This window comes from Bradyrhizobium sp. 956_D2_N1_4, assembly GCF_052076025.1.
Taxonomy (GTDB): domain Bacteria; phylum Pseudomonadota; class Alphaproteobacteria; order Rhizobiales; family Xanthobacteraceae; genus Bradyrhizobium; species Bradyrhizobium barranii.
Genome location: NZ_CP197237.1, coordinates 6,708,998 through 6,730,120 on the forward strand (window position 1 = coordinate 6,708,998; position 21,123 = coordinate 6,730,120).

The window sequence follows — 21,123 nt, forward strand, 5'->3', positions numbered from 1 at the left end:
CCCATCCGACTGAAGACTACGTCGCCACCGCCCCGTTCCCCGCCGTCTCCAGCCGGAACGCCGCCGCGAACAGCGCACGCGTGTAATCCGTCTTCGGGTTCTTGAACAGCTCGGCGGCCTGTCCCTCCTCGACCACCTTGCCGCCGCGCATCACGATGAGATGGCTGGCGAGCGAGGCGACGACGCGCAAATCGTGCGAGATGAACATATAGGTGAGATCGCGCCTGCGCTGGAGCTCCCGCAAGAGGTCGACCATCTGCGCTTGAATCAGCATGTCGAGTGCGCTGGTCGGCTCGTCCAGCACGACGAAATCCGGCTCCAGCACCACCGCCCGCGCGATGCTGATGCGCTGGCGCTGGCCGCCGGAGAACTCATGCGGATAGCGATAGCGGGTGTCCGCCTTCAGCCCGACGTCCTCGAGCGCCTTGACGACGCGCTCCTCACGCTCCTCGCGCGACAGCTTTGGCTGGTGCACGGTGAGCCCCTCGGCGATGATGTCGGCGACCGACATGCGCGGACTGAGCGAGCCGAACGGATCCTGGAACACGATCTGCATATCGCGCCGGAACGGGCGCATCTCCTTGAAACGCAGGCCCTGGATATCCTTGCCGAGGAACACGATGCGTCCGTTCGAGGAAATCAGCCGCATCAGGGCGAGCCCGAGCGTGGTCTTGCCCGAGCCGGATTCGCCGACGACGCCGAGCGTCTCGCCCTTGCGCACGGCAATGCTGACGCCGTCGACCGCCTTGATATGGCCGACCGTCTTGCGCATCAGGCCGCGCTTGATCGGAAACCAGACCTTCAAATCATCGGCGGACATCACCACCGGTGCATTCGGCTGCGGCGGCGCCGGATCGGGCTTCGGCTCCGCCGCGAGCAGGTCGCGCGTATAGGGATGGTTCGGGGTCCTGAAGACCTGCTCGACCGGCCCCTGCTCGACGATCTCACCGCCCTTCATGACACAGACATGGTCGGCGATGCGGCGCACGATGCCGAGATCGTGGGTGATGAAGAGCAGGCTCATGCCGAGCCGGGAGCGGATCTCGGCGAGCAGCGTCAGGATCTGCGCCTGCACGGTGACGTCGAGCGCCGTGGTCGGCTCGTCCGCGATCAAGAGGTCCGGCTCGTTGGCGAGCGCCATCGCGATCATGACGCGCTGACGCTGGCCACCGGAGAGCTGGTGCGGATAGCTGTTGAGCCGCGTTTCGGGCTCGGGGATGCCGACTTGCGTCAGCAGTTCCAGCGTCCGCTTGCGCGCCTCGGCATTGCTGGTCGGATTGTGGAGCTGGATGATCTCGCCGATCTGCGCCTCGATCGTGTGCAGCGGATTGAGCGAGGTCATCGGCTCCTGGAAGATGATGGAGATATCGCTGCCGCGAATCTCTCGCATCTGCTGCTCAGACTGGTCGATCAGCTCGCGCCCCTTGAAGCGGATGCTGCCCGAGGGATGCGAGGCATTCGGATAAGGCAGGAGCTTCAGGATCGAGAGCGCGCTGACAGACTTGCCGGAACCGGACTCGCCGACCAGCGCGACGCATTCGCCGCGCTTGATCTGGAACGAGACCTTGTCGACCGCGAGCGTCGTGGCGCCGCCCTGGTGGAAGGCCACCGAGAGGTCGCGGACAGCAAGGAGGGGCTGGTTGATCGCGTCCATCACGCCCTCACTTGAACGTCTTGCGCGGATCGAAGGCGTCGCGCACGGCTTCGCCGATGAAGATCAGGAGCGACAGCATGATCGCGACCGAGAAGAAGCCGGAGAAACCGAGCCAGGGCGCCTGCACGTTGGACTTGCCCTGCGACAGCAGTTCGCCGAGCGACGGCGAGCCGGGCGGCAGCCCGAAGCCAAGGAAATCGAGGGCCGTGAGCGTCATGACCGACGAGGAGACGATGAACGGAAGGAACGTCATCGTCGCGACCATCGCGTTCGGCAGCAAATGCTTGAACATGATCACGGCGTTCGACACCCCGAGGGCACGCGCGGCCTGGATGTACTCGAAATTGCGCCCGCGCAGGAATTCCGCGCGCACGAGCCCGACCAGCGACACCCAGGAAAACAGGAGCAGAATGCCGAGCAGCACGAAGAAGCCGGGCACGAGCACCGACGAGAGGATCAGCAAGAGGTAGAGCGAAGGGATCGCAGTCCATATCTCGATGAAACGCTGGAACAACAGATCGACCCAGCCGCCGAAATAGCCCTGCACCGCGCCGGCGGCGATGCCGACGACGGAGGAGACAATGGTCAGGCACAGGCCGAACAGCACCGAGATGCGGAACCCGTAGATCAGGCGCGCAACCACGTCGCGGCCCTGATCGTCGGTGCCGAGCCAGTTGTATTCAAGGTCGCGGCAGCTCTTGAGGCCCTTCTTCTCGACGACAGGCTTGCACTGCGCCTCGGTCAACATCCAGGTCGGCGGCGACGGCGCCGGCGTCGGCAGGTCGAGATTGTGGGTGTCGTAGGAATAGCGGATCAGCGGCCAGACGATGCTGCCGCCCTTGTCCTTGATCAGCTTCTGCAAATAGGGATCGCGGTAGTCGGCCGCCGTCTCGAAGTCGCCACCGAAGGTCGTCTCGGAATAGGTGACGAAGGCCGGCCAGTAGAGATGGCCGTCGTACTTGATCAGGAACGGCCGGTCATTGGCGATCAGCTCGGCAAACAGCGACACCACGAACAGGATCATGAAGATCCAGAACGACCAGTAACCGCGCCGGTTCGCCCTAAAATTCTGCCAGCGCCGCCGGTTGAGCGGCGATGGCACGAATGGCTTGCGCGTGATCGGCACGGCATCGCCGAGCGGCGACTTTGCGGTGGTTTCGATCGGGGTCGGGGCGGTCAGTGTCATCAGACCTCCCGTGCCTCGAAATCGATCCGCGGATCGATCCACATGTAGGTCAGGTCAGAGATGAGGTTGATCACGAGGCCGACGAGCGAAAAGATGAAGAGCGTGCCGAACACCACGGGATAGTCGCGGTTGAGAACGCTCTCGAAACTGAGCAGTCCGAGCCCATCCAGTGAGAAGATGGTCTCGATCAGAAGCGAGCCCGAGAAGAAAGCGTGAATGAAGGTGCTGGGAAAGCCCGCGATCACGATGAGCATCGCGTTGCGGAAGACGTGGCCATAGAGCACCCGATTCTCGCTGCAGCCCTTTGCGCGCGCAGTCATCACGTATTGCTTGCGGATCTCGTCCAGAAACGAGTTCTTGGTCAGGAACGTCATGGTGGTGAACGCGCCGAGCCCCATGGCGATCAGCGGCAGCGTCAAATGCCAGAAGTAATCGATGATCTTCCAGTACCAGGGAAATTGCGACCAGCCGTCTGACGTCAGTCCGCGCAATGGGAACCAGTTGAAGAACGAGCCCCCGGCGAACAGGATGATCAGGAGGATCGCGAACAGGAAGCCGGGAATCGCGTAGCCGAGCACGAGCACGCTCGACGTCCAGGTATCGAAGCGCGTTCCGTCCTTGACTGCCTTCCGGATGCCGAGCGGAATCGAGATCAGGTAGGTTAGCAGCGTCAGCCAGATGCCAAGCGAGATCGAGACCGGCAGCTTTTCCTTGATCAGCTGGAGCACGCTGACATCGCGAAAATAGCTGTTGCCGAAATCGAAGCGGGCGAAATTCCACACCATCAGCGCGAAGCGTTCGGGGGCCGGCTTGTCGAAGCCGAATTGCTTCTCCAGCTTCTTGATGAAATCAGGGTCCAGGCCCTGCGCGCCGCGATATTTCGAATTGATGGCATCGCCACCAGCGCCCAGCTGACCGGGCGCGCGCTGAGCGAAATCACCGCCGCCCGAGATGCGCGAGCTGCCGCCGGTGTCGGCGCCCGAGAGCTGCGCGATGACGCGCTCGACTGGACCGCCCGGCGCGAATTGCACGACGACGAAGGAGACGAAGAGGATCCCGAGCAGGGTCGGGATCATCAGGAGGATGCGGCGGGCGATATAGGCGCTCATGATTATTTCGCCTGCTCGAGCTTGGCTGCTTTGGCGGCATCGAACCACCAGTTCTCCGGCGCACCGACGCCTTGCGCATATTTCGCCGGCTTGTCGGGATGGCTGAACTGGTCCCAATAGGCCACGCGATGAAAGTTTGCGTACCACTGAGGCACCCAGTAGCGCCCGGCCCGGAACACGCGATCGAAGGCGCGGCAGGCCGTGGTCAGCTCCGCCCTGGTCTGGGCGGCAATGATCTTCTCGATCAGCGCGTCGATGATCGGATCGGAGATGCCGGCGAGATTGTAGGAGCCTTTGGTCTTGGCCGCCTGGGAGGAGAAGAACGCCCGCATGGCGTCGCCGGGCGTCGCCGACATCGAGAAGCGTTGGATCGTCATGTCGAAATCGAAATCCTCGAGCCGCGCGCGGTACTGCACGGCATCGACCAGGCGAAACGTGGCGTCGATGCCGAGCGTTGCGAGGTTCTTCAGGTACGGCCCGTGATGGGGCTGGATCGACTGCTCGTCGTTCAGGAACTCGATCGTGAAAGGCTCGCCATTGGGCAGCACCCGCTTGCGATCCTTGACGGCGTAGCCCGCCTCGTTGAGCAGCTCGCCCGCCTTGCGCAGCAGGCTGCGGTCCTGTCCCGATCCGTCCGACACCGGCGGCACGAAAGGCTGGCCGAACACTTCGTCAGGCACCTTGCCGCGGAAGGGCTCGAGCAGCGCGAGCTCTTCGGGCGAAGGCGGGCCTGATACCATCATGTCGGAGTTCTGGAATGGCGAGTGCGTGCGCGCATAGGCGCCGTACATGATCGACTTGTTGGTCCATTCGAAGTCGAAGGCGTAGGTCAGCGCCTCCCGCACGCGCGGATCCCTGAACTTGTCGCGGCGGATGTTGATGAACCAGCCCTGCGCACCCGACGGGGTCTCGTCCGGCAGCTGCTCGCGCTTGACCCGGCCGTCCTTGATCGCCGGGAAATCATAGCGTGTGGCCCAGATGCGCGAGGTGAGCTCCTCGCGGAACAGATAGTTCTTGCCGGTGAAGCCTTCGAAGGCAACGTCGCGGTCGCGGTAGAATTCGTAGCGCACCGTGTCGAAATTGTAGCTGCCGCGGCAGACCGGCAGGTCGGCGCCCCACCAGTCCTTGACGCGCTCATATTCGACATAGCGGTTCACCTCGAACCTGCCGACCTTGTACGGGCCGGAGCCCAGCGGCGTATCGAGCGTCGATTCATCGAAGGCGCGCGTGGCATAATAGGCCTTCGAGAAGATCGGCAGGCTTGCGACATAGAGCGGCACGTCGCGCGCGCGGTTCGGCGCGAAGGTGACGGCCACGGTGGCGTCGTCCAGCGCCTCGGCCTTCACGAAATCGCGGAGCTGCACGACGATCAGCGGATGGCCCTTCTCCTTCAGCGTGTTGAGCGAGAAGGCGACGTCATGCGCGGTGAGCCTGGAGCCGTCGTGGAAGCGGGCCTCGGGCCGTATCGTGAAGGTGTAGGTCAGCTTGTCCGGCGAGATTCGCACCGATTTCGCCGCAAGCCCGTACATCGCGTCGGGCTCGTCATTGGCCCGCGCCATCAACGGCGCGAAGGTCATGTCCATACCCTGCGCACCTTCGCCCTTCAGGATGTAAGCGTTGAGCGAAGAGAACGTGAAGTAGGACTGGTTGTAGGCCCGCACCGAAGGAATGAGCGAGAACGCGCCGCCCTTCGGCGCGTCGACATTGACGTAGCCGAAATGGTGGAAATCGGCGGCATATTTGAGATCGCCGAAGGCCGACATGCCGTGGGTCTCGGCAACCGCCTCCGACGCCCGCGCACCGCGCAACAGCGGCGCGCTCAAGGCGCCGGCACCCAGGGCCAGCACGTGCCGGCGTGAAAGCTGCGCCATGCAGAGAGTATCCTTCACGACTTCTTTGCGATCCGTGCCGCCTTGTCTGCGTCGTACCACCAGATGAACGGGAAGCCGGACTGACCGTATTTGGGCAATTCCGCCGGTCGGCCGAAGCGATCCCAGCGCGCGGTGCGGATCTTCGAATAGGTCCATTGCGGAACGACGTAGTTATTCCACAGCAGCACGCGGTCGAGCGCTTTGGTTGCCGCGACGAGATCGTCGCGACCCGTGGCGTAGATCAGCCGCTCGATCAGCTTGTCGACCGCCGGATTCTTGATGCCGGCAATATTGCGCGAACCCGCGATGTCGGCCGTCTTGGACGACCAGAACTCGCGCTGCTCGTTGCCGGGCGACTGCGACTCGCCCCATGAGTTGGTGACGACGTCGAAATCCCAGTCCCGCGTCCTGTTCTCGTATTGAGTCGGGTCGACCGTGCGCACGCTGACCGCGATGCCGAGTCGTTCCAGCGACGGCTTGTAGAACAGCGTGACCCGCTCGAAGCTCGGATCCTGATTCAGCAGCTCCAGGGTGAACTGCGCACCGGTCTTGACGTCGACCAGCTTGCGGTCGCGCACCTCGTAGCCGGCCTCCTTGAACAGGCGCAGCGCCTCGCGAAGATTGTCGCGCACGGCTTCCGGACTGCCGCCGACCGGATTGGTGTAGGCCGTCGTGAACACTTCCGGCGGGACCTCGGCGCGGACGGTCTCGAGGATCTCGAGCTCTTTCCCCTGCGGCAACCCGGTCGCCATGAGCTCGTCGATACCATCGAAATAGCTGCTGACGCGCTTGTACTGACCGTAGAAGATCTGCTTGTTCATCTCCTCGAAGTCGAACGCATAGTTGAGCGCGCGACGGACACGAGGATCTTTGAATTTGGCGCGGCGCAGGTTCGGCACGAAAGCCTGCATCACACCCGAGCTGCGATTGGCGAATTCCTCGAGGATCACCCGCTTTTCGGTCACGGCCGGGAAGTCGTAGGCTGTCGCCCAGTTCTTCGCACTGTTCTCGGTGCGCCAGTCCACCTGATCGGCCTTGAAAGCCTCGATCGCCACGGTGGCATCGCGGAAATACTCGTAGCGCATCTCGTCGAAATTGTTGCGGCCCACATTGGTGGCGAAATCGCGCCCCCAATAATCCTTGACGCGCTCCAGCGCGATCGACCGTCCCGCCACGAATTCCTTGACCTTGTAGGGGCCGGAACCGAGCGGTATTTCGAGCGTGGTCGCGGAGACATCGCGCTTGCGGCCCTGCGCGTCGGTCCCCTCCCACCAATGCTTCGGCAAAACCGTGAGCTGCCCGACGATCTGCGGCAGCTCGCGGTTGCCCGGTGCGTCGAACACGAACTTCACCTCGCGCTCACCGACCTTCTCGGCCTTCACCACATGGCTGTAATAGGCCGAGTACATCGGGTGATGCTTCTTGAAGGCATCCAGCGAGAAGATCACGTCGTCCGCAGTGACCGGCTTGCCGTCATGCCATTTGGCCTGCGGCCGCAAACGATAGGTGACGAAGGAAAAGTCGGCCGGGTGGCTGACGGCCTCGGCCAGCGCGCCGTATTCGGTCGAGACTTCGTCGAGCGAGGGCGTCGTGAGGGATTCGTAGATGAACGCGACGGCACCGGCGACCTGTCCCTTCACTCCCGCCACTACGATATTGAAATTATCGAAAGTGCCGACGGCGATCTGGCGCGCGACACCGCCTTTGGGCGCTTCCGGATTGACGTAATCGAAGCGCTTGAAGTCGGCGGGATATTTGACCTGTCCGAACAGCGACAGCGCGTGCCGCCAGGGCGCCTCACTGGCGGATTGCGCCGCGGCCGTGCTGATGACGGGAAGGCCCCCTACGGAACCGAGGGCGGGGAGCGCTACGGCGGCAGTGCCGGTGAGCAGGAGATCGCGTCGGGTAATGGCCAAATCAACATTCCTGGTCTTGAAGGAGGTTACCCCTTTAAGTGCTCAATATAGGCGAGGTTTCGACGGAATATGTTGCTTTTTCCTCATGTTGGAAGCCCCGGCGGCCTGTCGGATGCGGCCAAACGCCCCGATAAACTCACCGCGAGGCCCGGATAAGCGAACGGCCAGGCTTTTCAGCCTGGCCGCACATTCAAAATCGGTTTTTGACAGCCTTACTTCGACGCCGTCGGGATCGGCTGAGGATGCTCTGACAGCGAATTCAGATAGGCGATGACGTCGGCGCGCTCGGAGTCCTTCGGGATGCCGGCGAAGCCCATCGCGGTGCCCGGGATGAAGCCCTTCGGATTGGCAATGAACTTGTTGAGGTCGTCGAACGACCAGGTGCCGCCCTTGGCCTTCATGGCGGCCGAGAAGTTGAAGCCGTTGCGGCCCTCGCCCCTGGCTTCGCCGACGACGCCATAGAGGTTCGGACCGACGCGATTCGGGCCGCCCTTCTCGAAGGTGTGGCAGGCGCCGCACTTCTTGGCAGCCGAAGCGCCCTTTTCGACGGAAGCGGTCTGGAGCAGCTTTTCGATCGGCTCGGAGGGCGCAGCAGCGGCGCCACCTTCCTTGCCGTGGCCAGCATCTTCCTTCACGGCGATCTCGAAACCAGGCTTCGCCAGCGGCTTCGGTGTGAACAGCGCCTGGGCGGCAAAGCTCGTCACAAGCAGAATGAGACAGGTGCCAAGCACGGCACCGAGGATCTTGTTCAGTTCGAAAGAGTCCATTTCCGGCCAGGCCCCACACCACAGTAAGGAAATAGCGGCCGAGCGGCCGCCAGGACGAGCCTCGGGAGAATCAAACGGTCCTTATTGTTTCCCCGAGTTTTGCCATTGAGATATCGGTTTGCCCGGGGTCTGGCAACCCGTATAAGCGACCCGGCTTTCAGCCCGTCCCCACCCCATTTCTCGACGCGGAAAACCTCTCGTTTCCAGGCCCTTGACCCGATGATCGATCCCCGCATCCTGGTGCTGATCCCGGCCCGCATGGCCGCCACCCGCCTGCCCGGCAAGCCGCTCGCCGACATCGCGGGCCTGCCGATGATCGTGCATGTGATGCGGCGGGCAGAGGCCGCCGGCATCGGCCGGGTCGCGGTCGCAACCGATACGGACGAGATCGCCTCCGTGGTCACCGCCCATGGCGGCGAAGCCGTGATGACCCGCCCGGAGCACCCCTCTGGCTCGGACCGCATCCACGAGGCGATGCAGAAGCTCGATCCCTCAGGCAAGGCCGAGATCGTGGTCAATCTCCAGGGCGATTTCCCGACCATCACGATCGACAACATCCGCGAGGTGCTGCCGCCGCTGCAAGATCCGGCCGTGGACATCGCGACGCTGGCCTCGCAGATCCATACCGAGGAGGAGGACCTCGCGCCGAGCGTCGTAAAGGCGATCGGAACCTCGCTGGGCGGGAAACGCATGCGCGCACTTTATTTCACTCGCGCGACTGCGCCGACCGGCGACGGACCGCGCTACCACCATATCGGCCTCTACGCCTATCGCCGCGCCGCGCTGGAGCGCTACGTCTCGCTGCCGCCGTCCCCGCTGGAATTGCAGGAGAAGCTCGAGCAGCTCCGGGCGCTGGAGGCCGGGATGCGGATCGACTTCACCATCGTCGACACCGTGCCCCGCGGGGTCGACACGCCGGCGGACCTGGAGACCGCCCGCAGCATCCTTTCCAAATCCTGAGCCGCTGTTACAAGGCCGATCATGAGCAAGCTGAAAATCGCATTCCAGGGCGAGCCTGGGGCCAACTCCCACATCGCCATCGTCGAGGCCTATCCCGACGCCGAGCCGATGCCCTGCGCCACCTTCGAGGACGCGCTGTCGGCGATCTCGTCGGGCGAGGCCGATCTCGGCATGATCCCGATCGAGAATTCGGTCGCGGGCCGCGTCGCCGATATCCATCATCTGCTGCCGGCCTCCGGCCTTTTCATCATCGGCGAATGGTTTCTGCCGGTCCGCCATCAGCTGATGGCGGTGAAGGGGACGAAGCTCGAGGACATCAAGAGCGTCGAGAGCCACGTGCATGCGCTCGGCCAGTGCCGGCGCATCATCCGCAAGCTCGGCATCAAGCCGATCGTGCACGCCGACACCGCCGGCAGCGCCCGCGACATCTCCGAGCGCAACGACAAGGCCGTCGCCGCGATCGCCTCGCGGCTTGCGGCAAAGATCTACGGCCTCGACATCCTGGCCGAGGACATCGAGGACGAGGCGCACAACACCACGCGCTTCGTGGTGCTGGCGCGCGAGCCGAAATGGGCGGCGCAGGGCTCGGGGCCGCTGGTCACGACTTTTGTATTTCGCGTGCGCAACTTGCCCGCCGCGCTCTACAAGGCGCTCGGTGGCTTCGCCACCAACGGCGTCAACATGACCAAGCTCGAAAGCTACATGGTCGACGGCAATTTCTTCGCCACGCAGTTTTATGCCGACGTCGACGGCCATCCTGATGACAAGGGGCTCGCCTTCGCGATCGAGGAGCTGAAATTCTTCTCGCGCGAATTCCGCATCGTCGGCGTGTATCCGGGGCACCCGTTCCGCGCGACGTTCAGCGAGACGCAGCAGGATTGATTGCGTGTCCCGGACGCGCGAAGCGCGAGCCGGGACACAAGGGCGGCGATACCCGGAGCGCGATGGGCCCCGGCTCTGCAGCGCACCGCTTCGCGCTGCGCCGCGTCCGGGGCACGAGAGCTTTACGCGGCCGCTTTCAGCCCGAACGCCTCGGCCAGCAGCGAATACGACTTCTTACGCGCGTCGTGATCGTATACGGCCGTAATCACCATCAACTCGTCCGGTTTGCTCGCATCGATCAACGGCTGCAGTTTCTTCTGCACCGTCGCCGGATTGCCGACGAAGAGGCGCGAACGGTTGCGCGAGATCGAAATGCGCTCGGCGTCCGTATAGGGATAGGCCAGCGCCTCCTCGACACTCGGCAGCGGCAGATATTGCCCGCGGTCGCGGCGCAGGCGGTTGAGATCGAACGAGGTGGCGAGCTTTTCGGCCTCCTCATCCGTGTCGGCCGTGATGACGGCGACGGCGAGGATCGCGCGCGGACTCGCACTCCAGGCCGAGGGCTGGAAACGGTTGCGGTAATGCACCATCGCATCGATCGCGTCATGGGATGCGAAATGATGGGCGAAGGCGAAACCCATGCCGACTTGCGCGGCGAGCTCCGAGGAATAATCGCTGGAGCCGAGCAGCCAGATCGGCGGCAGCTTGGTGTCGTCGGGCATCGCGACCACGTTGTGGTAGGGATGCCCTGCGGGAAATTCGCGGGTCTCCCACAGAATCAGTTCGTGCAGCCGCTCCAGGAAGTCGTCGCCCTCGCGGCGGTCGAGACGGCTGCGCAGGGCGTAGGCGGTGGCGCCGTCGGTGCCGGGGGCGCGGCCGAGACCGAGATCGATGCGGCCGGGAAACAGCGCCTCCAGCATCTTGAAGCGCTCGGCCACCACGAGCGGGGCGTGGTTGGGCAGCATCACCCCGCCGGAGCCGACGCGGATGTGCCTCGTCACCGCCGCGATCTGCCCGATCATCACGTCGGGCGCCGGGCTCGCCACCGAGGCGAGGTTGTGATGCTCGGCGAGCCAGTAGCGGACATAGCCAAGCCCATCGACATGGCGCGCCAGATCGATGCTGTTGCGCAGCGCCGCGGCGGGTTTTGTACCTGTGGTGACGACGGAGAGGTCGAGGACTGAGAGCGGGATCATGGCGCGCTAAGGTAGTGAAGGCCGGCGCGGCGGCAATGGGCAGACTGCGCAGGTCTGGCGTGTGCAGGCAGCGAGCCCGCACGGCAGCGCCAGTTGAGGCGATGGGACAAGATTTGTCGCGGCAACAGCATCTTCAAACTGCCCACACCCCTTATTTGCTCCTGCCTGCCGCCAAAACCGTTGCAATTTGTTGATTTATATAACATTTTTTCGTATCTACGCACTTCCCACTCACACCCTCATCCGTTCAATATTTCCACCTTTACCGGTGAAAGTGGGCCACTTCCCATCACCGATGGGCTGTCGAGTGCGACCGCTTTGGCTTATCTTGCCCACATCCAATCGAGACCTGACTGCCGGCCACCGAAAGCCGGACGAGCCCCTGGAGTGAGTGGTGCCATGACTGATCTGACGACGCCTGCCCGAGCCGAAGGGCAAGACGGCCACCTCCAAAACGGGCACCTCTCCTCGAAGCGGCCTGCGATCTCCTTCGAGTTCTTTCCGCCCAAGACGGAGGAGATGGAGCGCAATCTCTGGGAGACCATCAACCGGCTCGCCCCGCTCGACCCGAAATTCGTGTCCGTGACCTACGGGGCCGGCGGCTCGACCCGCGAGCGCACCCATTCGACCATCACCCGCATCCTCAGGGAAACCGCGCTGCTGCCGGCCGCGCATTTGACCTGCGTCGGCGCCTCGCGCGGGGAGATCGACGAGATCGTCGACCGCTATCACGAGGTCGGCGTCCGCCACATCGTCGGCCTGCGCGGCGATCCCGCCGGCGGCATCGGCACGCCCTATTCCAGCCATCCCGACGGCTACCAGAGTTCTGCTGACCTCGTTGCGGGCATCAAGAAGCGGCACAGCGACATCGAAGTATCCGTGTCCGCCTATCCCGAGAAGCACCCTGAAGCGCGCGACTTCGACGCCGACATCGACACGCTGAAGGCCAAGGTCGATGCGGGTGCGACGCGCGCGATCACCCAGGTGTTCTTCGATAACGACCTCTACTTCCGCTATCTCGACCGCGTCCGTGCCCGAGGCATCGACATCCCGATCGTGCCCGGCATCATGCCCATGCACAATTTCAAGCAGGCCCGCAATTTCGTCACCCGCGCCGGCACCTCCGTGCCGGATTGGCTGGCAGAGAAATTCGACGGCCTCGACGACGACGCCGAGACCCGCAAGCTGGTGGCCGCGACGATTGCGGCCGGCCAGGTGCAGAAGCTGGCGAAGCGCGGCGTCGACACCTTCCATTTCTACACCATGAACCGCGCCGATCTCGTGTTCGCGATCAGCCATTTGCTCGGCATCCGCGCCAAGAGCGCGCAGAAGGCGGCGTAAGAAGACAATGACCGTATCCACCTCTCCCAAGCGAACTGCCCTGCTCACTGCCGCGCGCGAGCGCATCCTCGTGCTCGACGGCGCCATGGGCACGATGATCCAGAACCTGCAGTTCGACGAGGCCGCCTTCCGCGGCGAGCGCTTCAAGGATTTCCATCGCGACCTCCGCGGCAACAACGATCTGTTGATCCTGACCCAGCCGCAGGCGATCGAGGACATCCACGCCGCCTATTTGCGCGCCGGCGCCGACATCGTCGCGACCAACACCTTCTCGACGACCTCGATCGCGCAGGCCGATTACGACCTCACCGACATCGTCTACGAGATGGCGCGCGAAGGCGCCCGCCTCGCCGGCAATGCCGCTCGTCGCGTCGAGGCCGAGGACGGCAAGCCGCGCTTCGTTGCCGGTGCCATCGGCCCGACCAACCGCACCGCCTCGATCTCGCCCGACGTTTCCAATCCCGGCTACCGGGCCGTCACGTTCGACGATTTGCGCAAATCCTATGGCGAGCAGATCAACGGCATGCTCGACGGCGGTGTCGATCTGCTGCTGGTCGAGACCATCTTCGACACGCTGAACGCCAAGGCGGCGCTCTATGCGATCGCCGAAATCACCGAAGAGCGCGGCATCGACGTGCCCGTGATGGTGTCGGGCACCATCACCGACAAATCCGGCCGCCTGTTGTCGGGCCAGATGCCGGAAGCGTTCTGGAATTCGGTGCGACACGCAAAACCCGTCACCATCGGCTTCAACTGCGCGCTCGGCGCGGAAGATCTGCGCGCGCATATCGCCGATATCGGCCGCGTCGCCGACACGCTGGTGTGTGCCTATCCGAACGCCGGCCTGCCCAACGAATTCGGCCAGTACGACGAGACCCCGGAATACATGGCGCGCCTGGTCGGCGAGTTTGCGCGCGATGGCCTCGTCAACATCGTCGGCGGCTGCTGCGGCACCACGCCGGACCATATCGCGGCGATCGCGGCGGCCGTCGCCCCGCACAAGCCCCGCATCGTGCCGGAAATCGAACCTCGCTTAAGGCTCTCCGGCCTCGAGCCGTTCATCCTGACGGACGCCATCCCGTTCGTGAACGTCGGCGAGCGCACCAACGTCACCGGCTCCGCCCGCTTCCGCAAGCTGATCACGGCCGGCGACTACACCGCCGCGCTGCAGGTCGCCCGCGACCAGGTCGAGAACGGTGCGCAGATCATCGACGTCAACATGGACGAAGGACTTCTGGACTCGGAAGCCGCGATGGTGACCTTCCTCAACCTCGTCGCCGCCGAGCCCGACATCGCCCGCGTCCCCGTGATGGTCGATTCCTCGAAATTCTCGGTGATCGAGGCCGGCCTGAAATGCGTGCAGGGCAAGCCGGTCGTCAACTCGATCTCGATGAAGGAAGGCGAAGAAAAGTTCATTCACGAGGCGAAGATCGCCCGGCGCCATGGCGCAGCCGTGGTGGTGATGGCGTTCGACGAGGTCGGCCAGGCCGATACGTTCGCGCGCAAGACCGAGATCTGCAAGCGCGCCTACGACATCCTGGTGGACCGCGTCGGCTTCCCGCCGGAAGACATCATCTTCGATCCGAATATTTTCGCGATCGCGACCGGCATCGAGGAGCACAACAATTACGGCGTCGACTTCATCGAAGCGACGCGCTGGATCCGCCAGAACCTGCCGCACGCGCATATTTCCGGCGGCGTCTCCAATCTGTCGTTCTCGTTCCGCGGCAACGAGCCGGTGCGCGAGGCGATGCATTCGGTGTTCCTGTATCACGCCATCAAGGCGGGCATGGACATGGGCATCGTCAATGCCGGACAGATGATCGTCTATGACGACATCGATGCCGAGCTGCGCCAGGTGTGCGAGGACGTCATCCTCAATCGCGACCCCGGCGCGTCCGAGCGCCTGCTGGCACTCGCCGAAAAATTCCGCGGCAACAAGACTCAGACCAAGGAAGCCGACCTCGCCTGGCGCGAATGGCCGGTGGCGAAGCGGCTGTCGCATTCGCTGGTGCATGGGATCACCGAGTTCATCGAATTGGACACCGAGGAGGCCCGTAAGGCATCCAAGCGTCCGCTCGACGTGATCGAGGGACCGCTGATGGCCGGCATGAACGTGGTCGGCGACCTCTTCGGCGATGGCAAGATGTTCCTGCCGCAGGTGGTGAAGTCCGCGCGCGTGATGAAGCAGGCCGTGGCGTGGCTGATGCCGTTCATGGAGGAAGAGAAGGCGCGCAACCTCGCCAACGGCATCGGCACCGAAGGCTCCTCGTCCGCCGGCAAGATCGTGCTCGCGACCGTCAAGGGCGACGTCCACGACATCGGCAAGAACATCGTCGGCATCGTGCTCCAGTGCAACAATTTCGAGGTCATCGACCTCGGCGTGATGGTGCCGGCCGCAAAAATCGTCGAGACGGTGAAGGCGGAGAAGGCCGACATCGTCGGGCTATCAGGCCTGATCACGCCCTCGCTCGACGAGATGGCGTTCTTCGCCGGCGAATTGCAGCGCGAAGGTTTGAAGCTGCCGCTCTTGATCGGCGGCGCCACCACGAGCCGCGTGCACACGGCGGTCAAGATCGACCCGAGCTATCGCGCCGGTCCCGTCGTGCATGTGAATGACGCCAGCCGCGCCGTCGGCGTCGCCTCCTCGCTGCTGAGCCCTGAGAAGCGCGAGGCCTACGCCGCCGAGGTGCGCGCCGAATACGCCAAAATCTCGGACGCGCATCTGCGCGCGCAGGCCGACAAGAAGCGCCTGAAGCTCGCGGCCGCGCGCGCCAACCGCGTGCCGGTCGACTTTGCCAAGAACAAGCCGGTGAAGCCGACCTTCCTCGGCACCCGCAGCTTTGACGAATACGATCTCGCCGAGCTCGTGCCCTATATCGACTGGACGCCGTTCTTCCAGACCTGGGAGCTCGCAGGCCGCTTCCCCGCCATCCTCGACGATTCCAAGGTCGGCGAGGTCGCGCGCTCGCTCTATGAGGATGCGCGGAAAATGCTCGACCTGATCGTCAGGGAAAAATGGTTCCGGGCGCGCGCCACCGTCGGCTTCTGGCCGGCGAATGCGCAGGGCGACGACATCGTGCTCTATGCCGACGAAAGCCGGACCAAGCAGATCGCGACGCTGCACACGCTGCGCCAGCAGCTCGAGAAGCGCGAGGGCCGGTTCAACGCCGCGCTCGCCGACTTCGTCGCGCCCGCCGGCGTCCCCGATTATGTCGGCGGCTTCGTCGTCACGGCCGGCATCGGCGAAGACGTGGTCGCCGACCGCTTCAAGATGGCCAATGACGACTACTCCTCGATCCTGTGCAAGGCGCTGGCCGACCGCCTCGCCGAGGCCTTTGCGGAACGCATGCACGCCCGCGTGCGCCGCGAGTTCTGGGCCTACGCGCCGGACGAGGCGCTCTCCTGCGACGATCTGATCCTGGAGAAATACCAAGGCATCCGCCCCGCCCCCGGCTATCCCGCGCAGCCCGATCACACCGAGAAGGCGACGCTGTTCGAACTGCTCGATGCGGAAGCGACTGCCGGCGTGAAGCTGACCGAGAGCTTTGCGATGTGGCCGGGCTCTTCCGTGTCCGGGCTCTATTTCGCGAACCCCGAGAGCTATTATTTCGGCGTCGGCAAGATCGAGCGCGACCAGGTCGAGGACTATGCCGCACGCAAGGGAATGACGGTGGCGGAAACCGAGCGCTGGCTCGCGCCGGTGCTGAACTACATCCCGTCGCAGCAGACCGACAAGGCGTTCGCGGCGACACCCGCGAACGACGAGACGTCGAAGGACCTCGCCTCGCATCCGCCCGGCTGCACCTGCGCGGTGCATCTCGTCTGGCAGAAGAAGCGCGCGGGGGCGGGGTAGGCCCGCCTTCGCTTCCGAGCCCGCCTTCGCTTCCCAAGACTAAAAAGTGAAAAACAACCCCATGCACAGTAGAGGTGGGGTTGAAAGTCTTGAGGAATTTCGGTCTTGCCGAAACGGCTTGCTCCGTCGGGCAAAACACCGGTAATATTCCATCATCGCCTGCCGTGCCGATGGTTGCCACACGTGCGGTCCCCATCCTCCCCTGGAGGGCGAGGATCGGTTCGCATGCAGCGAAGCGGAATGCGGACCGAGGTGGCGTGACGGTCTCTCCGCGTTGAACACTACCCGTGTTGAGAGGTGGGCCCCCCCCCCCCCCCCGGGGGGGCGACGCCCCACCCCCCCCCCCCCGGGGGGGTGTACCACCCACCACGCGCGCGCCCGGCGGGGGCCCGCCAGCCCGGGCCGGCCCCCCCCCCCCCCCCCCCCCCCCGCCCCCCCCCCCCCCCCCCCCCCGCCCCCCCCCCCCGCTCGCGCTTCGCGCGAACGACCCTCCCCCTCCAGGGGAGGGTAGAGACCTCGCTCCTTCGGCGGCGCCGGCGGCTGCACGATCTCCCTGGACGGCGCCTGCGCCTCGCAACAACCGGCAGTGCGCGACGCAAAGAGCGGCCTGCTCCTTTCTGACACACCACCAGGACGAGTCGCGGTCCGGAATTCGGCTCACCGGCAATTTCGCGCAGGAACCGGGCGGTGTGAACTCGTTCACTTGTCCGCTCAACCTTGATTCGATACTCTATCGGTCTACTACCTTCAAACCGATGGTTTGCTTGGGATCGAGCATATGAACCAGTTCATTGCACTGTTCGTCGCCGCGATCGCCCTTGTCGTGCTGCCCACGATTGCCGCGGCTGACTGTCCGAAAGGCTACGTGCCATGCGGCGAACGAAACCAGTTGTGCTGCCCGCGAAAGTAGCAAGTCGCAAATGGCTTTGGCTTGGTAGCCTCGTCTTTGTCGCGATCGGTCTGGTGATGGTTGCAGCCTGGGTCGGATTCCCGCGAAAGAAACAGACGATCACGGCCATCCTCTCCGAGACCGGATATTTCGAGGTGGTGCCGCCGAGCACGTTCGGCGGCCCCGGCACCATCAACACGATCGAATATCTGAGCAATGGCCGGCTGGAGCTGCATCCGACCTGCGATATCGACCCCGCGCTGCTGGCCGACAAGATCCGGAAATCACCGACGGTGGACCGGGACCTGAAGCAGTCGCTCGAGAAGAATCTCGACGTGTCCGCGCAGGTCAGGGACAAGCTGTCGGCGGTCGCCGGAATGCAGCAAGTTGATTCAATTCACCTCAAGCTCGAGAACGCCAACATTCTCCTGATTTCCGACGAGTCGCTGATATCGACCCGCAATGCATTGCTGAAGGCCGAATGCGAGGACGCGATCGCCCTGAACCTTTCGAGCGGCGGAGTCGTCTGCCAGACGCGGTCCGTGCTGGAAGCCGACGTCGTCTACGAGATCAAATATCACAACACGATTTCGATGGAGGAGCGGGCCAAGCTGACATCCGAGATCGCGGCGAAGCTCGAGCTGGACGCCCACCAGGGATCGGACGACAAGGTGTCCGGCTCTCAATTGTTCTTCGGCATAAGACTGTCGCCGAATCCGATCGTCCTGAAGTCCGCGGCGGGTGAGATCAAGCCCTGCAACAGGCGATAGGACGCCGCGCTTTCACCCCTTCGGCGGGGCCAGCGGCTGCACGATCTCCTTGAACGGCGCCAGCGCCTCGCAGCGTTCGGCGTGTGCCGACAGCGCCGGATAGCGCGATGGCTCGAACAGAAGCGGATGCGCTTCACGGGTGAAGCGCACGACGCAGGCAACCGCAATGTCGGCGTGGCCGATCCGGCCGGCCAGCCAATACGGCGTCGTCACCCCGGCGCGTTCGGCTTCGAGCACCTTCAGCACGTCGGCGATCTGCGCCTGGCAGCGCTCGACCCACAACGCAAGCTGCTCCTTCCGCAGCACGCGCTCATAGAGCAGGCTCACCGCCTTGTCGCCGAGACCGGAGGCGAGTGCGCAGATGCGCAAATGCTTTCGTCGCTCGGCGCCGCCGCGCGGCAGCATCGCCTTCTCCGGCCCGACGAGCTCATCGAGATAATCGAGGATGATCGTGCTCTCGATCAGCGCCTCGCCATCGTCGAGCACCAGCGTCGGCACGCGCCGCAGCGGATTGTACGGCGCGATCTTGTCGGCGTCGCCGAAGGTGGACCAGGGCCGGTGCTCAAAGGCGAGGCCGTAGAGCCGCAGCGCGATCGCGACACGGCGGACGAAGGGAGAATCGTATTGGCCAATCAGGAACATGGTTCTCGCTCACTAGTCAGGGCCGGGGCTCGAAGCCGGCCATTCATCTTCAGAAGGCTATTATCGAACGACACAGCGAGCGAACGGTGCCCAACGGCAACAGCTACACATTTTCGTCTCGGCACCGCCTCAACTCCAGCTTGCCGAACAAATTGTCGCATGGTTCATTCCGCGGACCCAGAGGGAAGCCAAATGCATCGGCGGGCATTGAGAGCGGCAGCGGTCGGCCTAGCTCTTACGGCGATCGTGCCCGACGTCACGTCAGCAGCCGATCTGCCGATGAAGGCGCCGCCCAAACCTGCCGACTTCAATCCGTTCTGGGCCGAGGCCGACTACCTTGCCTGGAGCGTGACGGGCGACAAGCTGCCGGCGCTGGTGACCACGAGCCCGGTCGGCACGCCGCTGGGAGCTGTCGGCGTGCTCGGCCAGCCCACGACGACCGTGCTGTTCGGCAATTCCAGTGTGAACAACGACTGGCGTTCGGGCGGGCGCATCACCGCCGGCTACTGGTTCGATCCGCAGCGCAGCCGCGGCATCGAAGCCTCGTTCTTCGGGCTGGAGAATCTCTCGACCGGATTTGCGACCGACACCAATGCCAATCCGATCCTGGCACGGCCCTTCACCAATGCGCTGACGGGATTTCCCGACGCGCTGATCGCGGGATTTCCGGGGCTGGCCACCGGCGGTGCCAGCGCGAGCGAAACCTCGCGCCTGCTCGGCGCCGGCGCGCTCTATCGCTGGGATCTCGGCGCGTGGAGCGGACAGCGCGTCAGCGCGCTGGTTGGCTATCGCTATCTGCGGTCGACCGACACGCTGACGATCTCCAATACTGCGACCATTCTTGCCTTCGGCACCTTCAGCCCCACCGACAATTTCAAGGCGTCGAGCAATTTCCACGGCCTCGATCTCGGCCTCACCGGCGACTGGCGCAATGGCCCGTGGTCGCTGGAGTGGCGCGGCAAGGTGGCGCTCGGCGCCAATCTCAACAGCGCCGACATTTCGGGCTCGACCGCCTCGACCGTGGCCGGCGTCACCACGACGGCCCCGGGCGGCTTCCTCGCGCTGTCGAGCAATATAGGCCATTACGACCAGACCCGCTTCGCCGTGGTGCCGGAGCTGTCGTTGAAGGCGGGATATCAGGTTGCGCCCGGCTGGCGGCTGATCGCCGGCTACGACGTGATGTACTGGACCGGCGTACAGCGCGCCGGCGGGCTGATCGACACCACCGTCAATCCGAACCTCACGCCACCGCCGGCCGGCGGCGGGCCGAACCGGCCCGGGCCGGTGCTCAACACGACGAACCTGCTTGCGCAGGGGTTCAGCTTTGGCGTGCGGTATAATTATTGAGGGCGCGTAGCCCGGCATTACTCAATGATCGGCACATGCCTCGCCGCCGTCGGCGATGCCGTTCCATCGAGGCGCGGATCATCGGCCACCTCGATCTGGCGACGGAACGCACGAAATCCCGAGCGCTGATAGAACGCAACGGCGGACGGATGATCAAAGGTGCAGGTGTGCACCCAGACGCGGCGTAGCTCGCGCGACCAGGCAGTCTCCAGCGCGCGGTTCATCAGGAAGCGCGCGGCGCCCGTGCCGATCAATCCGGCGGTGACGCCGAAATAGACCAGCTCGCACTGGCTGGCCTCGCGGAAATCCAGCTCCAGCAGGCCTTCGTCGCGGCCGTCCACGACCAGGGCATGGACCTCGATGCCCGGCGCGTGGATGATCGCGGCGAGCTCCGCATCATTCAGGCGCGCACGCGAGAACCACAGCCACTCCTCGCCGACACGGCGATGGAGGTCGCGATACCAATGAAGCGCGGGCGCGTCGACCTTGCGCAAGGACCACGCGCCTGGAGGATCGTCGCGGCGCGCGGGAGGTGCGGTCATCTCCAGATGGGTGACGACCGCGGCGATCTTGCCGGCGGGGATGTCGGAATAGCCGTCGGGGATGATCATGGGGCCTCTCGGAAAGACATGGCGAACAGCTCGCTTGCGGCCCATCTTTCGAGACGCCCGCTTACGGCGGGCCCACAGGATGAGGCCGCGTTTCGCGGCGGGATATCAGACCCTCATGGTGAGGAGCCCACCTAAGCGGGCGTCTCGAACCATGCAGGCCGCGCTCTTCCGGCACTCTCCAGCCAA

At 64.3% G+C, this 21,123-nt stretch carries 16 protein-coding genes; 7 read left to right on the forward strand and 9 right to left on the reverse strand.

The window, feature by feature from the left end; all coding sequences use genetic code 11:
* Positions 1–16: 16 nt before the first annotated feature.
* The 6 genes from AB7535_RS31765 to AB7535_RS31790 form a co-directional block, all read right to left on the reverse strand.
* Positions 17–1,654 carry an ABC transporter ATP-binding protein gene (locus AB7535_RS31765; protein ID WP_231143895.1) on the reverse strand — a complete coding sequence of 546 codons (1,638 nt, stop codon included), beginning with the start codon at positions 1,652–1,654 and terminating at the stop codon, positions 17–19.
* 7 nt (positions 1,655–1,661) lie between these two features.
* Complete coding sequence (locus AB7535_RS31770) at positions 1,662–2,840, reverse strand: ABC transporter permease (protein WP_063980960.1); 1,179 nt, start codon at positions 2,838–2,840, stop codon at positions 1,662–1,664.
* A complete protein-coding gene (locus tag AB7535_RS31775; RefSeq protein ID WP_028148358.1) occupies positions 2,840–3,949 on the reverse strand; it encodes a microcin C ABC transporter permease YejB in 1,110 nt (369 codons plus the stop codon). The genes AB7535_RS31770 and AB7535_RS31775 overlap by 1 nt, the downstream gene beginning before the upstream one ends.
* A gap of 2 nt (positions 3,950–3,951) precedes the next feature.
* A complete protein-coding gene (locus tag AB7535_RS31780) occupies positions 3,952–5,820 on the reverse strand; it encodes an extracellular solute-binding protein (protein ID WP_439037450.1) in 1,869 nt (622 codons plus the stop codon).
* Between the two features lie 14 nt (positions 5,821–5,834).
* The gene (locus tag AB7535_RS31785; protein WP_231143893.1) at positions 5,835–7,736 is read right to left on the reverse strand and encodes an extracellular solute-binding protein; all 1,902 of its coding nucleotides are present in this window, start codon (positions 7,734–7,736) and stop codon (positions 5,835–5,837) included.
* 212 nt (positions 7,737–7,948) lie between these two features.
* The gene (locus AB7535_RS31790) at positions 7,949–8,503 is read right to left on the reverse strand and encodes a c-type cytochrome (protein WP_071916710.1); all 555 of its coding nucleotides are present in this window, start codon (positions 8,501–8,503) and stop codon (positions 7,949–7,951) included.
* A 219-nt stretch (positions 8,504–8,722) separates the two neighbouring features.
* Between AB7535_RS31790 and AB7535_RS31795 the strand changes: the two genes are divergently transcribed.
* Positions 8,723–9,463, forward strand: a complete 741-nt coding sequence (locus AB7535_RS31795; protein ID WP_014498245.1) for a 3-deoxy-manno-octulosonate cytidylyltransferase — start codon at positions 8,723–8,725, stop codon at positions 9,461–9,463.
* Between the two features lie 21 nt (positions 9,464–9,484).
* Entirely contained in the window at positions 9,485–10,345 is an 861-nt protein-coding gene (locus tag AB7535_RS31800; RefSeq protein ID WP_038933521.1) for a prephenate dehydratase, read from the forward strand.
* Positions 10,346–10,467: 122 nt separating this feature from the next.
* Here AB7535_RS31800 and AB7535_RS31805 read toward each other — a convergent pair whose 3' ends face one another.
* The gene (locus tag AB7535_RS31805) at positions 10,468–11,481 is read right to left on the reverse strand and encodes an LLM class flavin-dependent oxidoreductase (protein ID WP_231143892.1); all 1,014 of its coding nucleotides are present in this window, start codon (positions 11,479–11,481) and stop codon (positions 10,468–10,470) included.
* A gap of 399 nt (positions 11,482–11,880) precedes the next feature.
* Between AB7535_RS31805 and metF the strand changes: the two genes are divergently transcribed.
* The 4 genes from metF to AB7535_RS31825 all read left to right on the forward strand — a co-directional run bounded on the left by metF (position 11,881) and on the right by AB7535_RS31825 (position 18,337).
* Entirely contained in the window at positions 11,881–12,822 is a 942-nt protein-coding gene (gene metF / locus AB7535_RS31810) for a methylenetetrahydrofolate reductase [NAD(P)H] (protein WP_231143891.1), read from the forward strand.
* Positions 12,823–12,829: 7 nt separating this feature from the next.
* The gene (gene metH / locus AB7535_RS31815) at positions 12,830–16,678 is read left to right on the forward strand and encodes a methionine synthase (RefSeq protein WP_231143890.1); all 3,849 of its coding nucleotides are present in this window, start codon (positions 12,830–12,832) and stop codon (positions 16,676–16,678) included.
* A 778-nt stretch (positions 16,679–17,456) separates the two neighbouring features.
* Positions 17,457–17,588, forward strand: a complete 132-nt coding sequence (locus tag AB7535_RS31820; protein ID WP_256478428.1) for a hypothetical protein — start codon at positions 17,457–17,459, stop codon at positions 17,586–17,588.
* A 56-nt stretch (positions 17,589–17,644) separates the two neighbouring features.
* Entirely contained in the window at positions 17,645–18,337 is a 693-nt protein-coding gene (locus AB7535_RS31825) for a hypothetical protein (RefSeq protein WP_225048376.1), read from the forward strand.
* A 12-nt stretch (positions 18,338–18,349) separates the two neighbouring features.
* Here AB7535_RS31825 and AB7535_RS31830 read toward each other — a convergent pair whose 3' ends face one another.
* Positions 18,350–18,979, reverse strand: coding sequence for a glutathione S-transferase family protein (locus tag AB7535_RS31830; RefSeq protein ID WP_208068795.1), 630 nt, complete (start codon positions 18,977–18,979; stop codon positions 18,350–18,352).
* 192 nt (positions 18,980–19,171) lie between these two features.
* Between AB7535_RS31830 and AB7535_RS31835 the strand changes: the two genes are divergently transcribed.
* Complete coding sequence (locus AB7535_RS31835) at positions 19,172–20,326, forward strand: BBP7 family outer membrane beta-barrel protein (protein WP_166078364.1); 1,155 nt, start codon at positions 19,172–19,174, stop codon at positions 20,324–20,326.
* A gap of 17 nt (positions 20,327–20,343) precedes the next feature.
* Here AB7535_RS31835 and AB7535_RS31840 read toward each other — a convergent pair whose 3' ends face one another.
* On the reverse strand, positions 20,344–20,937 hold the full coding sequence (locus tag AB7535_RS31840; protein WP_208068791.1) for a GNAT family N-acetyltransferase: 594 nt from the start codon (positions 20,935–20,937) through the stop codon (positions 20,344–20,346).
* Between the last annotated feature and the right edge of the window lie 186 nt (positions 20,938–21,123).